Origin of the sequence: Paraburkholderia sp. ZP32-5 (assembly GCF_021390495.1) — a bacterium.
Classification (GTDB): Bacteria; Pseudomonadota; Gammaproteobacteria; order Burkholderiales; family Burkholderiaceae; genus Paraburkholderia.
Window position 1 is genome coordinate 2,147,730 of the sequence record NZ_JAJEJP010000001.1, and the last position, 15,092, is coordinate 2,162,821.

General features: G+C 63.6%; 13 protein-coding genes. All 13 read right to left on the bottom strand.

Annotated features, from left to right (window positions below):
• Positions 1-96: 96 nt before the first annotated feature.
• Positions 97-1,380 (bottom strand): aminotransferase class III-fold pyridoxal phosphate-dependent enzyme, encoded by a 1,284-nt coding sequence (locus tag L0U82_RS09080; RefSeq protein WP_233830160.1) that lies wholly within the window; start codon positions 1,378-1,380, stop codon positions 97-99.
• Positions 1,373-2,596, bottom strand: a complete 1,224-nt coding sequence (locus L0U82_RS09085; protein WP_233830162.1) for an MFS transporter — start codon at positions 2,594-2,596, stop codon at positions 1,373-1,375. The genes L0U82_RS09080 and L0U82_RS09085 overlap by 8 nt, the downstream gene beginning before the upstream one ends.
• Positions 2,597-2,620: 24 nt before the next feature.
• Entirely contained in the window at positions 2,621-4,099 is a 1,479-nt protein-coding gene (styD, locus tag L0U82_RS09090) for a phenylacetaldehyde dehydrogenase StyD (RefSeq protein WP_233830164.1), read from the bottom strand.
• A 14-nt stretch (positions 4,100-4,113) separates the two neighbouring features.
• Positions 4,114-5,133 (bottom strand): WD40/YVTN/BNR-like repeat-containing protein, encoded by a 1,020-nt coding sequence (locus L0U82_RS09095; protein ID WP_233830166.1) that lies wholly within the window; start codon positions 5,131-5,133, stop codon positions 4,114-4,116.
• A gap of 21 nt (positions 5,134-5,154) precedes the next feature.
• Entirely contained in the window at positions 5,155-7,518 is a 2,364-nt protein-coding gene (locus tag L0U82_RS09100; protein WP_233830168.1) for an efflux RND transporter permease subunit, read from the bottom strand.
• A gap of 80 nt (positions 7,519-7,598) precedes the next feature.
• Positions 7,599-9,419: a DUF1302 domain-containing protein gene (locus tag L0U82_RS09105; RefSeq protein WP_233830169.1), complete on the bottom strand. Its 1,821-nt coding sequence runs from the start codon at positions 9,417-9,419 to the stop codon at positions 7,599-7,601.
• A gap of 87 nt (positions 9,420-9,506) precedes the next feature.
• Complete coding sequence (locus L0U82_RS09110; RefSeq protein WP_233830170.1) at positions 9,507-10,880, bottom strand: DUF1329 domain-containing protein; 1,374 nt, start codon at positions 10,878-10,880, stop codon at positions 9,507-9,509.
• A gap of 67 nt (positions 10,881-10,947) precedes the next feature.
• Complete coding sequence (locus L0U82_RS09115; RefSeq protein WP_442793606.1) at positions 10,948-11,415, bottom strand: c-type cytochrome; 468 nt, start codon at positions 11,413-11,415, stop codon at positions 10,948-10,950.
• Positions 11,412-11,879, bottom strand: a complete 468-nt coding sequence (locus L0U82_RS09120) for a c-type cytochrome (protein WP_233833199.1) — start codon at positions 11,877-11,879, stop codon at positions 11,412-11,414. The genes L0U82_RS09115 and L0U82_RS09120 overlap by 4 nt, the downstream gene beginning before the upstream one ends.
• Positions 11,880-11,923: 44 nt before the next feature.
• Complete coding sequence (locus L0U82_RS09125) at positions 11,924-12,487, bottom strand: methylamine dehydrogenase light chain (protein WP_233830171.1); 564 nt, start codon at positions 12,485-12,487, stop codon at positions 11,924-11,926.
• Positions 12,488-12,524: 37 nt separating this feature from the next.
• Entirely contained in the window at positions 12,525-13,169 is a 645-nt protein-coding gene (gene mauD, locus L0U82_RS09130) for a methylamine dehydrogenase accessory protein MauD (RefSeq protein WP_233830172.1), read from the bottom strand.
• On the bottom strand, positions 13,169-13,735 hold the full coding sequence (locus tag L0U82_RS09135) for a MauE/DoxX family redox-associated membrane protein (protein WP_233830173.1): 567 nt from the start codon (positions 13,733-13,735) through the stop codon (positions 13,169-13,171). The genes mauD and L0U82_RS09135 overlap by 1 nt, the downstream gene beginning before the upstream one ends.
• Before the next feature lie 13 nt (positions 13,736-13,748).
• Positions 13,749-14,897: an amine dehydrogenase large subunit gene (locus L0U82_RS09140; protein ID WP_233830174.1), complete on the bottom strand. Its 1,149-nt coding sequence runs from the start codon at positions 14,895-14,897 to the stop codon at positions 13,749-13,751.
• Positions 14,898-15,092 lie beyond the last annotated feature (195 nt).

Consider the following 15,092-nt stretch of genomic DNA (forward strand, 5'->3'; position numbering starts at 1 on the left):
CGAGGTCCCACAGCGCCAGCGCCTCGCGGGCGAGACGGTGCAGCGCGAACGCGTCCTCCGACGCGCGCGTCTTCTATATCGGGCATCGCAGTCCTTTCAGAGGGCGTTGAGTACGCCGTCGAGCGTGTCGATCAACTGATCGGCGTTGGCGCTCGAAAACGGCATCGGCGGGCGGATCTTCAGGATGTTGTCGTGGATGCCGATCCGGCTGATCAGCACGCCGCGCTCGCGCATCGCATTGACGACGCGGCGCGCGACACTGCCGGCAGGCGTCTTGCTGGCCCGGTCCTCGACCATTTCGACCGCGAAAAAGAGGCCGCTGCCACGCAAATCGCCGATCGCCGAGTGCCTGGCCGCGAGCGCGCGCAGACTATCGAGCACATACTGCCCAACGGTTTGCGCGTTCTGCTGCAAGCCTTCGTCGGCGATCACGTCGAGCACCGCCATGCCCGCCGCGCACGACACCGGATTACCGGCGAACGTGTTGAAGTACATCGGATTGCGTTCGGCGAAATCTTCGATCAGTTCGCGGCGCGCGACCACGCCGCCAAGCGGATGGCCGTTGCCCATCGGCTTGCCCATCGTCACGATGTCGGGTGTCACGCCGAGCTTCTGATGCCCCCAGAAATGCGAGCCGAACCGGCCGAAACCGCCCTGCACTTCATCCGAGATATAGACGCCGCCCGCGCGCCGCACCTTCTCCACCGCGCGCGCGAGATAACCCGCGGGCACGTCGGGCAAGCCTTCGCACGACAGTCCCGAGCACATCAGCAATCCCGCGACGCGCACGCCGTCGGCCTCGAACGCGTCGATCGCCGCCTGCACCTCATCGGCATAGCGGCTCGCGAGTTCATCGTCGCTGAGATCGCCGCGCTCGCGATACGGATCGATGACGGGAATCGTACGCACATAACGGCCGCGCTGCGCTTCGCCCGACAGAAACGAGCTGGCCTGCACGACCGCCGCCGTATTGCCGTGATACGAATGCGCGGTGCAGATAATGCCCATATTGCCGGTGCATTCGCGCGCGATACGCAACGCAAGTTCGTTTGCCTCGCTGCCGGTGCAGCAGAACATCACCATCGGCAGCGATGCGTCAAAAGTCGACACGAGCCGCTCGCCATACGCAACGATATTCTCGTGCAGATAGCGCGTGCTGGTGTTCAGCTGCGCCGCCTGTTTCGCGATCGCATCGCTCACGCGCGGATGGCAATGGCCGACATGCGGCACGTTGTTATACGCATCGAGATAGCGCCGCCCATCGGCGTCGTACAGCCACACGCCCTCGCCGCGCACGATATGCAGCGGCTCGTCGTAGAACAGCGGCGCACGCTTGCCGAGCACACGGTAGCGGCGTTGCAACAGATCCTGATCAGACATCGAACGTCTCCGAAGCCGGTACAGCATGCGCGCGGCGCAGCAAGGCCGCGTGCCGCCGTACCGGGAAATGGATAAGGAACCAGCTTGCGACGAACAGCGCGACACCCGCGCCGATCACCTTCGCGTAGCTGCCGGAGCTCATCACCCAGGCGGCGAGCGCGGGACCGGACGCGAGGCCGATCATCTGCATCGCGGTCGCGGCGAGCACCATGCGCCCGCGCCGGTCGAACACGGCCATCGCCGACAGCAATGCCGGCTGCGCGACGTTCCAGAAGAAGTTGTAGACGCACACGACGAGCGCGAACATCGCGAACGTCGTATGCGCGGTCAGCACAAGCAGGCACAGCGAGCCGCCGAGCACGCTGACCGTCAACGCGCGCGAGCGGCCGATGCGCGCGCCGCACGCACCGAACGTCCATGCGCCGAGCACGCCCATGAATTGCGACAGTGTCAGCGCATTGGCAACCTGTTGCTCGCCGAGGCCATCGTCGGTGCCCATCAGGAACAGATAGGCCCACACGATCCCTTGCGCGACGAAATACAGCAGCATCGCCAGCAACGCGGACGCTTTCGCGAGCGTGGGCAACTCGATTGCGTTCGCATCGGTTTGCGGCGCGCTTTCGCCACCGCGCGGCAGCAAATGAACGAACGGCAACAGCAGCAGCGGAAATGCCGCAAAGAAAAACAGCAGCAGTTTGATGCCGCCGAGTGCGAACGCGCTCGGCACGAGCCATAACCCGAGCGCGCCGTAGATCATCACCCACATGACCAGATAGCCGAAGTTGCGCTCCGGATTCGCGCTCAAACCGACCGCCGCGAAGCTCAGCGACACGAGACCGCCCGCGCCGATACCGACGAGGAATCGCAGCACCAGAAATACATCGTGCGAGGATGCGAACGCGGAGGCCGCGTTGCCGAATGCCATCAGCAGCACCGACAGCACGATCACCGCGCGCCAGTTCAGACGCTTCGCGAACAGCGGCAGCAGGATCGAGCTGAGCGCGATGCCCCATACCTCGACCGACGCGGCGTAGCCCGCCGCGACCGGGTCGAAGCCGAGATACCGGACGAAGCCCTCGACGACCGCCGGCTGGACGATGAACACCTCCGGGCCGATTACACCCGCGAGTATCGCCACCCACAAACGCGCGCGGGAATGCGTGTCCATCTGTTCGCGCATGGCGCTCTCCTGCGGATCTGCGAGTGACGTATTCATGGTGTGTCGATTCCTGGGTAGGCGTCAATAAGCGAAGCAGACCGACTTCGTCTCGGTGTAGGCATCGATGATCGCGCGGCCATGCTCGCGTCCGACGCCCGACGACTTGAAACCGCCGAACGGCAAGGCCGGATCGACCATGTTGTGCGAATTGACCCAGACGGTGCCCGCTTCCATCCGGTCCACGACACGCAGCGCTTTATCGAGCTGATTCGTCCATACGCTTGCGCCAAGGCCGTATTCGCTCGAATTCGCCGCGCTGATCGCTTCTTCGAGATCGTCGTAAGGCATCGCGACCAGCACCGGGCCGAACACTTCCTCGTTGACCAGCGACAGCGGCTTGCGTGCTTCGTTGGCGACCACGGTCGGGCGCACGAAGTAGCCGGCGCCGTCACGCGCGGCGCCACCTGCGACGATTTCTCCGCCTTGCGAACGGCCTTCCGCGATCATGCCGACGACCTTGTCGCGATGACGTGCCGATACGAGCGGCCCCATCTGCGTCTTTTCGTCGAAACCGGAACCGAGCACGAGGCTGTTGGCAACCTGCGCGACCCCGTCGACGATCTGCGCGTACATCGAGCGCGGCACGTACAGACGCGAACCCGCGGTGCACACCTGGCCGTGGTTGAAGAAGATCGCATTGGCCGCGCCTTCGATCGCCTTGCGCGGATCGCAGTCGTCGAGCACGATCACCGGGCTCTTGCCGCCCAGTTCGAGCGACACGCGGCGGATGTCGCGGCCGCATTGCGCGCCGATCAGACGGCCGACTTCGGTCGAGCCGGTGAACGTGACCTTATCGACGTCCGGATGACGCACCAGCGCCGCGCCCGCCGTTTCGCCGCGCCCCGTGACGACGTTGAACACGCCTGGCGGAAAACCCGCTTCAAGCGCCAATTCGGCCAGACGGATCGCGGTCAGCGGCGTTTCCTCGGCAGGCTTCAGCACTACCGTGCAGCCGCACGCGAGTGCCGGCGCGATCTTCCACACCGCCATCAGCAGCGGGAAATTCCACGGCACGATCGCGGCGACCACACCGGCCGGTACGCGCTGCGTCGATGCGCGGTACTGCACGCCCGGCGGAAAGCTCAACGACAGATCGACCGTGCTGCCTTCGATCTTGGTTGCCCAGCCGGCCATATAGCGCAGCCACTGCGCGCTGCCGCCCACTTCGAGCATGCGCGAAAAGCCGAGCAGCTTGCCTTGATTCAGTGTTTCGAGCGCCGCCAGTTCGTCGCTATGACGCTCGACCAGATCGGCCAGCTTCAGCAGCAACTGTTCGCGCGCGGCCGGCGGCATGCGGCGCCATTCGTTCGATTCGAACGCGCTCTTCGCGACGGCCACCGCGGCGGCCACGTCCTGCGCGTCGCCGTCGGGCACCTGCGCGATCTCGCGGCCGCTGGCCGGATCGTAGACCGCGAAGGTCTTGCCGCTACGCGCGGCCGTGGCATGCCCCCCAACGATCATCTGGGTATGGAGGTTCGCCAGCAAATTTTCGATATCCATGTCTGCTCCTGACTTTATTTGGCGAGTACGCCTTCTTTGGAAAACAGGACGGGCGAGCCGTCGTCGTTCAATACCAGCGCGGTCAGCGCGTCGCGGCCCGGCAACTGCTTCGCGACGAAATCGTGCTGTCCCGCCTGCTTGCGCGTCACATAACCGTCGAGCGCGACGGCCGCGACCGTACCCGCGTTTGCGACCAGATCGGTAATCGAACCGCTGGCGCCGGACGGCACTGCTTGCCACGTCTGGCCGTCGTCGCCGCTTGCGAACAGATTGCCGCGCAGGCCGCCGACGTAGATCGTGTGATCCGCGGCGACCACGCCGCTCCACAGCGTGCCCTTGTAGCCGGTGTGCAGGGTCTGCCAGCTCGCGCCGTCGTCGTTCGAGCGCAGCACGGTGCCCTGCTCGGCCGCGATATAGACGTCCTTGTCCGGTCCCGCGAACACCGAGAAGAAATTCAGGCCGCTCTTGCCGGCACCGGCGCTCGGGTCGACCTGTTGCGTCTTCCACGTGATGCCGCCGTCGTCGGTGGTGACGAGCAGCGACCACAGGCCGACGGCCCAGCCGTGTTTGTCGTCGCGAAACGCGATCGAAAAGAGCGGCTGGTCGACGCTCGTGTCCGTGCGTTGCACGCGCCAGTTCTCGCCGCCGTCGTCGGTGCGCAGCACGACGCCCCAGTGTCCGGCTGCCCAGCCATGCTGTGCATCGGCGAAAGTCACAGCATTGAGCGTTGCGTTGGCCGGCACGTTGTGCGCCTGACGAAAATGCGCGCCGTGGTCGTCCGACAGCAGGATCACGCCATGCTCGCCGACCGCGACGATGCGGCTGCCCGCGAGCGTCGCGCCGAGAATCATCGAATGGTCGGCGCCGACGCGATGCTTCGCGGCTGAAAGCGCGATCTGCGTGCTGGTGGCGGAATTGGCTGCGGCATTGGCGGCCGCGTCGGGCGCGTCAGCGGCGCGTGTGGGCTGCGCGACGTAGAGGCTCGCGAGCATCGCAAGCACTGCGCCGGCGATCGATCGGTGGATCTTGTGCATATAGTTTGTCCTCGTGGCGCGCTAGTGAGACAGGAAGCTCGAACCGCGCACCGCCGAGCGGCGCGGAAAGAGCCGCGTGAGCCAGACCGCGAGCGCGGGCAGCGCGGTCATTGCCATCACGAGATTCACGATAAACATGAACGCAAGCAGCTTGCCCATGTCCGCCTGGAACTTGAGCGCCGAAAAACTCCATGTCGCGACGCCGAGCGCGAGCGTGATCGCGGTGAAGATCGTCGCCACGCCCACTTCGAGAATCGACTGTTCGACGGCCTTGACGATCGGCACGTCATGCGAAAGATGCAACTGCAAGCGGTTGTAGATATAGAACGCGTAATCGACGCCGATGCCGACCGCGAGCACCATCACCGGCAACGTCGCAACCGTCAGACCGATCTGCAATTGCTTCATGAACCAGTAGCCGATGAAAGTCGCGACCGTCAGCGGCAGACAGCATGCAATCACCGCGCGGAAATCGCGATACGCGAGCAGCACGAGTATCACGATGGCCGCATACACGTAGAGCATCATCGGCAGTTCGCTGCGCGCGACTTCGTCATTGGTCGCGGCAAGCACACCGGCGTTGCCGGCGGCGAGGCGAATCGTTACGCCATCCAGATGGTTCTGCGCGCGGTATGTTTTCACCGCATCGATCACATGATTGATCGTCGAGGCCTTGTGATCGGACAGGAACAGATGCACCGCGCTCATCTTGCAGTCCTTCGTCATATAGCCGCGCACGCGGTTGATCTCGGCGCTCAGTGCCGCGTAGTTGGTCGGATCGATCGGCACGACCGACATCTTCGGATTGCCTTCGTTGTAGCCCTCGTTGTAAGTGCGCAGCATCTGCGAATAGGAACTCACCGACACGACGCCGGGCACGCGATTCATCGACGCGACAAAGTCGTCCTCGAAGATGCCGAGCCGGGGATCGGTGCAATCGCTCGCGTTTGGCGTTTCGAACACGACCGTCAGCCAGTCGAGGCCGACGTCGTAGCTGCCGGCAATCGCGACGGCGTCCTGGTTGAAGCGCGAATCGGCGCGCAGCTCCGGCGCGCCCGGCTGCAACGTACCGACTACGCGATCGCGGCTTTGCCATACCGCGACGCCGAAAATCAGCGCGGTCACGCCAAGCGCAATCGCGGCGTTGCGCGGCTCGGCCACGCGGGCGAGCAAGCGCAGCCAGTGCGCGCGCCGCTCGCGCGCGGCGTGCGCGCTGTCCGCGTAGGCTTTCGTGAAATGCAGGTACGACGCGACGAGCGGCAGCATCACGAGATTGGTCACGATCTTGTAGCCGACGCCGAGCGATGCGGTGATCGCGAGTTCGCGCACCATCGGAATCGGAATCAGCAGCAGCGTGATGAATGACACCAATGCGGTGACGAGCGCGAGCGTGCCTGGGATCAGCAGGCCGCTGAAGCTGTGACGCGCGGCCTCCATCGGGCTGCGTCCGTGCGACAGTTCGCGCACGATGAAGTTGATCTGCTGGATGCCGTGCGACACGCCGATCGCGAACACGAGAAACGGCACCAGCACCGCGAGCGGATCGAGCCCGAAGCCGAGAATGCGCAGCGTGCCGAACTGCCAGATCAGCGACGTCAGCGAACACGCGATCGGCAAGATCGTGAAGCGCAGCGAACGGCTATACCAGTACACGGCGAGCGCGGTCAGCACCAGCGCGAGCGCGCAGAACACCAGCACGCCGGACGCGCCGTCGGCGATATCGCCGATCTGCTTCGCGAAGCCGATGATCTGCACCTCGTAGTCGCCGTTTTCATACGGCTTGCGCAGCTTCTCTTCGAGAATGTGGTTAAAGGCAACGTAGTCGAGCGCGTTGCCGTTCGCGTCGCGCTCGTTCAATTCGGCCGTGATCATCGCGCTCGTCTGGTCGCGCGACACCAGTACGCCGACATAGCCGCCCGCTGACGTCGACTGGCGAATCGCGGCGATTTTCTCCGGCGTCAAACTCTCCGGCGTGATCGTGCCGTCGATCAGCGGATCGGCGCGAAAACCGTCCTCGGTAATTTCGTTGACGAACGAATTGGGGGTCCACAGCGATTGCACACCGCCGCGATCGACATCCGGCAGATAGGCGACGGCCTGCGTGATCTGATAGAGCCGCGTCAGGCCTTCGCGCGTCCAGATCGTGCCGTTGCGTGCCTTCAGCACGACGGTGATCCGGTTCGCGCCGAGCAGATCGTTGCGGTATTGCCGGAACGTCTTTACATATTCGTGTTGTGTCGGGATCTGCTTTTCGAATCCCGCATCCATGCGCAACTGCAATGCGAACACGGCCATCACGGCCGTGAAGATCGCGATCACGCCAAGCGTGATCGCGCGATGCCCGAACAGGAACGCCTCGAGCTTGCCTACCAGACGATTCAACACATTGCGCCCCTCAAAGTCTGCTGCTGATTCAGAGCGCGCGCCTACGAAAGGCGCGCGCTTATCCATCCAAAACCTGCTGCTTAAAAATTACGTGTCGCGAACATGCCGACGAAATTGCGGTCGGCGTACGGCTGACCGACGGTGTTGTGACCACCGAAGAACGCCGTGAAGTTGATACCCGCCTGCCATACCGCCGGGTTCTGGTTGAACAGCAGATACACGTTGACCGACTTCGCACCCTGCATGTAATTCGCGGTGAACGTCGGCGTGTAGCCGTACAGCGCATCGGTGAACGTGATGCCAGGCGTCAACTGCCAGCCCGGAATGACGGTGCCGTCATAGGTCCAGTTGAAGTCGATCGTCGCGCCGACTGAACTTGCCGTACCTTGCGCAGCCGTGATCGGATAGCCGAGCCCCGAGTTGTTGTTCAGCCACGTGAAGTAGCCGGCGGCGGGCGCCTGCGTGATCTGCTGACCGTCGACCGTGCGCGTCACGCCGTTCGAATTGAGGCCCGGGTAGTAGATCCACGCGAGCTCCATCGTCAGCATCGCCATATCGGCGTGAATCAGCTTCAGGAACGGATACTCGCTTTGCGTGAGGCTCAACTGGCCGTTGATCAGGTACTGCAGTTTCTTGCGGTCTTCCCACTGGTTGCAGGTAATGCCCGCTACGCCGTTCGTATTGAAGTCGAACGGACCGCCCGCGCCGAAGCAGCCGGACAGCGCGACCGCGTCGTGCGGACGATACGACAGCTCGGTGCCGATCGCCCAGTCGCCGACCCCGAAGTTCGCGCTCGCGCCGAACAGTTGCCGGTTCTCGAGGTACTGGAAGCGCATCGTGCCGTCCGGCTGCGACGACGCGACCGGCGACTTGTCGGTGTAGTTCTCGTAGTAGAAACCGAAGTTGACGTCGACGCTCTTCGGCTTGTAATTGAACTTGATACCGAATTGCGGCCGGTATTTGTTCGGCAACACGGTCGACGTCGGCACGCCGATCGAGTTGAACGGCGGCCCCGCGAACTGGCCGTTGACCAGACCGTTGGTGATGCCCCCCACGACATTCGGGTTACCGGCGTTCGGCCCCGCGATGCTGCCCGCGTCGAAGCCGCCGAGGTTGCCGTTGAGCGTGCTGATGCTCACCGGGCCCGAGCCGCGTCCGAAGATATCGCCGACCGACCAGTACGAACCGACCGGCGGATAACGGTTGCTTTCCCAACTGAACTGGTAATAGGCCTCGGTACTGAGTCCCGACGTGATACCGCTCGCGAAGCTGATCATCGGCTCGGGCAGCAGCGCCTGCTTGAGCTGGGTGCCCGGAATTAGCAGCTTCTGGATATCGACCGCGTTGGTCGCGTTGATGCCGTTGGTCGCAAAGAAGCTCTCGCCCCAGTTGATCACCTGGTTACCAACCCGCACGTGCGCGGTCTTCTCGTTCAGCGTGAAGTCCTTCTGCACCCACAGATCGAGCAGATCGACCGGATAGACGATCTGCGAAGCCGCCGTGCTCGACAGGTCCGTTCGGTTGGTGTTCTTCGCCATGAAGTCGTACATGCCGGTGCCGCGCACCATGAACTTCACGCCTTCGCCCGGCATCGTCAGCAGCAGCTCGCTGGTCGCGCTGAGGTACGTGCTGAACGGCTGCCCCTTGCGATAGTTCAGATTGCCGTCGTCGCCGTTGGACCACTGCGCGGTGTTGGCACCCGCGCCGCAGCCATACATGTTTGGATCGCCGGTCAGCGAGCAGCTCGGATTTTTCAGGCGGATGCCACCGCCCGCGGTCAGGTTCGTGACCCACGATCCGTTGATCGCCCCGTCGTCGAGCGTGAATTCATACGCGTGGGCGCCCTGTGCCGCCACCAGCAAACCGAATGAAATCGCCGCGCTATATCTTGTTTTCGACATTACGCTTTCCCATGCCTGATTTTTTCAGGTCGAATATGAAGAGTGGCGACGCGCTGTCCGAGCGCGCCGCGTTCGCTGGAGCCGGGGTTATCGTTCGCTGACCGCGCGCAGGTTTTCGGACGAATAGAAATCGTCCTTGAAACGCGCATCGTTCGAGTCTTCGTACCAGCGGATGTCGGTATTCGTGCCGATGGTCGACTGGTCGGTCACATAACGGCCGTTGCTCAGGTCGTACTGCACGAACGGCTCGACGTCGCACGCGCCGTGCAGCTCGTACACCGGAATCGGATAGGCTTCCTTGACCTTCCACAGCTTGCCCTGCGCGTCGTAATCCTCGCCGGCCACTGCAAGACCGCTGTCCTCGTCGATATAGAAGACCTTCTTCGACGCCACGTGCCGCACGCCCGATTTCACCGTCGCCTCGACCACGTACACGCGATGCAGCTCATAGCGGCGCGCATCGGGGCTCACGCCATCCGGCTTGAACACGTCGTCGAACTTGTCCTTGAAGTTGAACATGCCGAAGTCGTCGTACGGGATATACATGTCCTTCTTGCCGACCAGCTTCCAGTTGAAGCGGTCGAGCTGGCCGTTGAACAGCCACGGCTCGTCGACCGTGTACTGGTTCTCGAAGCCGATCTGCGGCGCGTCGTATGAGTACGCCGGCATACGGCGCACACGGCGCTGACCGGTGAAGTAGTAGTACGTGTCGTTGCCCTTATCGAAGTAGTCGCGTTGCACGAGGCCCTGGCCCGCGAGCGCGGCCGGCGTCTCATACGCGAAGTAGATCGCGTACAGCATGTCGCCGGCCTGCTGCGGCGAGGTCGCGCCCTTCTTGCCCCAGGGGAAGAACAGCGTCTGCTTCGATTCGGCCTTGATCCATTCGGTGCTACCCGGCCGCGGCGATGCCGCCGTGACCGACTTCTGCCATTCCGCGCCGATGCCGCGATAGCGCGCGAGGTGATCCCACATCGCTTCGGCGCCGGTCTTCGGCGCCGGGAACGGCATACCCGGCAAGCTCGCGCTCTGCAGATTCTCGCCGCTTGCATCCATCTTCGCCTGCGTTGCGTTGAGCTTCGTGTTGGCCTGCACGAAGTCCGGCGCGCCGCATTCGCGGTGCGACGGGTACACGTCCATCCGATAACCCTTCTTCTGCTTGATCAGCTCGATCTGGCCGGGCGTCAGGTTCTCCGCGTATTTCTCGACGTTGCTCGCGTCGATCGAAAACAGCGGCTTTTCGCCCTTGTGCTTCCAGTAGTCGCCGCGCAACTTGCCGTACGACCAGTCGGCCGGTGTGGCCTGCGGGCCCGCGTATGCGGGAATGCGGCCATCCGCGCTCGCGCCCTTGTCCATGCCCGCCGTGGCGGCCGTGTCCGCCAGCGCGGCGCTCGCGAGCGCGCCCAGTGCGGCGGCCAACACCGCTGCCGAACACATCGCTGCTATTTGCGTCTTCCCTTTCATCGTCTCGTCTCCTGATACCTGTTGAATCGCACGGCCGTCGTCGCGGCCATCCTTTAGTACGGTTTTTTTAGTACTGTTTTGCCACGGCCGTGTCGCCGTTTCTGCGCAGACTGTCGATCAGCGCCGCGCGATGTTTCGCGACATCGGTGAGCGCGGGCCGGCGCTTTGCAGCGACTTCCTGCGCGGTATAAGGCTTGAAATCCGCGGGCTTGGTGTCCGCATTGCGCGTGTCGATCAGCCAGTTCAGAACGTTCGCGAGCTCCGCGTCGGAGAGCGACGAGTTCGACGCGCCCGGCACGCGCATCACGAATTCGCGCCCCTCGGCGATGCGCACGAAGTGCCCTAGCTCACCGGTCAGCGGCGGCACCTTGCCAGGGATGCCGTGCGCGTCGCCGGTGTGGCAGCCCATGCAGTTCAGCGTCCATGCTTCGCGCGCGGTGGCGGCGTCGTAGGCGGCCCCCTGCGCGTGCACACCTGCATTCGCGCCGATAGCCAGCCATGTCGCCAACAGCACGCGCGTCCACCGCATGCTCATAGCCCGAGGCTCTTCAGCGCCGCGTCGCGATGCGCGCGCACCTGCGCGCCATCCATTTCCGTCGCGCGCAGTGCCTTCACTTCGGCCGCGGTAAATGGCTTCGCGCCGGCATGCTTCGCGTTCACGTCGAACACGAGGTAATTGAGCACGCTGGCGAGATCCTCATCGGATTCGCCCCTGAAGCTCGGCATCTTGAAGTTGTAGCTTTTGTCCTTGATCGTGATCGTGCCGAACATGCCGTTGAGCACGGTGAGGCCGAGCTGCGTGCGTCCCTGCGCGTTCGCCGCGTAACGGCCCGGCAATTCGGTGAGCGGCGGCGCAAGACCGTCCTGCCCCTTGCCGCCCGCCTGATGGCAGACCACGCACTTCGTATCGAAGAACGCTTTGCCCGCTGCGTACTGCGCGCCTGCCACGCTTTGCGCGAAGGCGGTGCTCGTGAGTAGCGCCGCGGCCGTCACGCACATCGTCGCGGCGCGCTTCGCGAGGCGCCGGCTGGAAATCGTCGGGATCATTGCTGCGCCACTCCGAGTAAGGCAGATACAGAGCAGTGGTAGTTCGCGTTGCCGCTTGCCATGCACCAGTTGATGTCGTTGTTCAGCGACAGCTTGTAGAGCGGCTTCTCGCGTTCGTTGCGATTGCAGAAGCAACGTCCGCACGAGGTTTTGCCGCAGCAGTCGTTGTAGGACACGATGTAGTCGGTGCCGTCGTGCGGATTGCGGCAGGTGCCGATCCACGTGATCGGCGACGGTGTCGTGCCCGGCGGGCAACTGCTCGACGTGCCGCCGCAGCAGCTACAGAGCCACCCGTCGATCGCGCAATAGCGCCAGTAATCGCAGCTATACGGGTCGTCGCTTTTGCCGGCGGCGGGCGCACTCGCCGCGCCGGACGCGGATGCGCTCGCCACGCCAGGGGCGGATGCGTTATCCGCCGCGAACGTGCGATCCACCGGCAACAGCGGCACCAGCGCCGAGCCGACCAGCACGCGGCCGAGCGTCGCCATCGCGCTGCGCCGCGAGCTGTGCTGCGCGACATTGCGCGCCTTCAGCTCGAAGAATGAGTCGAACCATTTCATGCTTGTCGTCCTGTTGTTCTGATAGGTGATGACGGGTTCAGGCGTGCTGCTGCGCGTGGTCGCGATGGTCCGAATGGTCCGAGTGTTCCGCATGCCCCGCGTGGACGAACTCCTGCAGCGATGCCACGCCGCGTTCTTTCGCTTCGAACAGGCTTTCGAGGTGTTCACGCGAATTGACCAGACCCTTCGCGCGAACCTTGCCCGTCTCATCGATCAACAGTGCGTAAGGCAGCTTGCCGATCTGGTACGCGAGACCCAGTTCCTGCGACAGCACGTACGGGAACTGGCTCAGGCCCAGCTTCTTGTAGAAGGCCGCGTGTTCGGTGGTGTCGCCGTCGCTCGCGAGCACGATGTCGGTGGCGGTTTCGCGCGCCTGAATCGACGGCAGCAGCGGCAGCAGCTTCTTGCAGACCGGGCAGCTCGGCGACAGGAAGAACACCAGCGTGCTGCGGCCTTTCGCAGAGATACCGCCGACCTTGACCTGACGGCCATCGAGCGCGCCCAGCTCGAACGACGGTCCGACCGTGCCGACCGCGGGCCCCTTGTCGATCATCAGCGCGCCGACCGGCATCAGCCGTTCGTACAGGATGCCGATCTGGCGCACGAGTGCGAGTGAAATGGCGCCGAGCGCGAGTACGCCAACCCACAGCAAGGCGTTAGAGATCAACAGTGCGTTTTCCATTACGAGTTCCTCAGGTGATTCAGCTTGGGACGGTTGTCGAGCAACACGTCCAGGGTAAAGAAAGCAGCCACGGCGACGAGCGTCGCGCCGAGCACGCTCAGATAGTCGAACCAGACGACCGCGCGAGTGCTTTGCGGCACGCCGGCGAGCGCGGCCAGCGCAGCGAGCAGCAGCGTGCGCGCGACGTGTGCCCAGCCGATCGACGGCGCCACCGCGCCACCGGACTGGCGAAAGCCGTTGCAGCCGCAATCGATATCGGTGCGTCCGCGTGCCACGTTGATACCGAGCGCGAGCGCAAACAGCATGAACAGCGCGGCGAGCGCGATGGCGCCAACCCCGCGCGTTGCCGGCAGCAGGCTCGCGAGCGTCGCGCTGATTTCGGCGAGCGGCAGAAACAGTGCGAACGGTGCGATCAACGCGTGCGGCAGCAACTGGAAGCCGGCCACCGTCTGCCTCAGTTCGGACTGGCGCGTGAGCTTTGGCAACGCGAGCGTCAATGTGATGATCGAGGTCGCCGCGAGCGCGACGGTCGATACGACCGGATCGATGACGAGGGTGAAATTCATCGCCTATCCCTCGTTACGGATTGACCAGCAGCGACGCGGTCGTGCCGATCTGCTTGTGAACGTGCTGGAGCTTGCCGCTCGCCGCATCGGCGACGATCACATCCGAATTCACCGTGATGCCGTAGAACAGCGGGTGCGCGTCTTCGCTGACCTGAATCGACAGCAGCGGATCGATCTTCTGGTCCGCGAGCTTCCAGCGCGCGATGCGCTTATGCGTGTTCAGATCGAACACCCACACTTCGCTCGCGGGGTCCTTGTGCGAACCGTCGGCACCTTGATGCATCGCGACGAACAGACGCTGCGTCGGCACGTGCAGCGCGGTTTGCTGCAGGCCGCCCGGACGCCAGCCGGCCTTCGCTTCATCCGCGCTGACGAGCGCCCACGGTGTGCCGAATACCGGCGCGGCGCCGCTGAAATCGGCGCTGCGCACATGGCCGTTGAAGGTCGTGAACCAGTACGTATTGCCGCTGCGCGATGCATTGACGAAGGCCGGATCTTTTGCGACGTCGATGAACGCGTCCGACAGCTTGCGGCTCTTTTCCTTGCCGTTCGAGCCGAGTACGACGGTCAGCGCCTTGCCGCTTTCACACAGCGAAGTAACGCGGTCGTTGCCCGACGGATAGGCGAGCACGCAACCATCGGTGTCGATTTCCGACGTGACCTGGTGCGTGGCCGTATTGACCACCGTGACCGACGTCGCGGGGGTGATGTTCGATACGTACAGCCACTTGCCGTCTTTCGATAGCGCCGTGTTGTACGGCGACGGCACGCTTTGCGCGTGCTTCGGCGGAATCACGACTTCGCCGGTGATCTGCAGCGTCGTGTTGTCGGTCGTTTCGACGACATCGGTGCGCGTGCCGTGCGAACCGCGCGCGAAATACGTCGTCGCGACATAGCTGGTCTTGTGGTCGGGGCTGATCGCGAGACCCGGCGCGAAGCCCGCATCGATCTGGCCGAGATAGCGGCTGTTGTCCCCGTCGATCACGTACGTACGCGCGTCCGTCATCGAGCTGAAATTCACGTCCATCACGTACAACTGATGCGGGCTGTACGCCGGCATCTTCGCGATCGTCAGGTCCTCGGCCTTTTCGGCTGCAAGGACATGGGCCGATATCGCGGCACTGCTTGCCATCAGCAGCGCCAGTCTCCAATTTCGTAGCATTTCTTCTCCGCAGGTACATTCGTTGTGGCCTTGCGGAAAATTAACCGTAGAAAAAGCTCGAAACAGCTCCCAAATCGGCAAACGATACGTAGTTTTATTACGGGTATCTTACGAATTTACCGGTGGGCTTACAAAGCACCGCAACGCATTTTTCGTCGGCAATGAATAGCCGGGGTTGACCCGTATGCGCGAGCG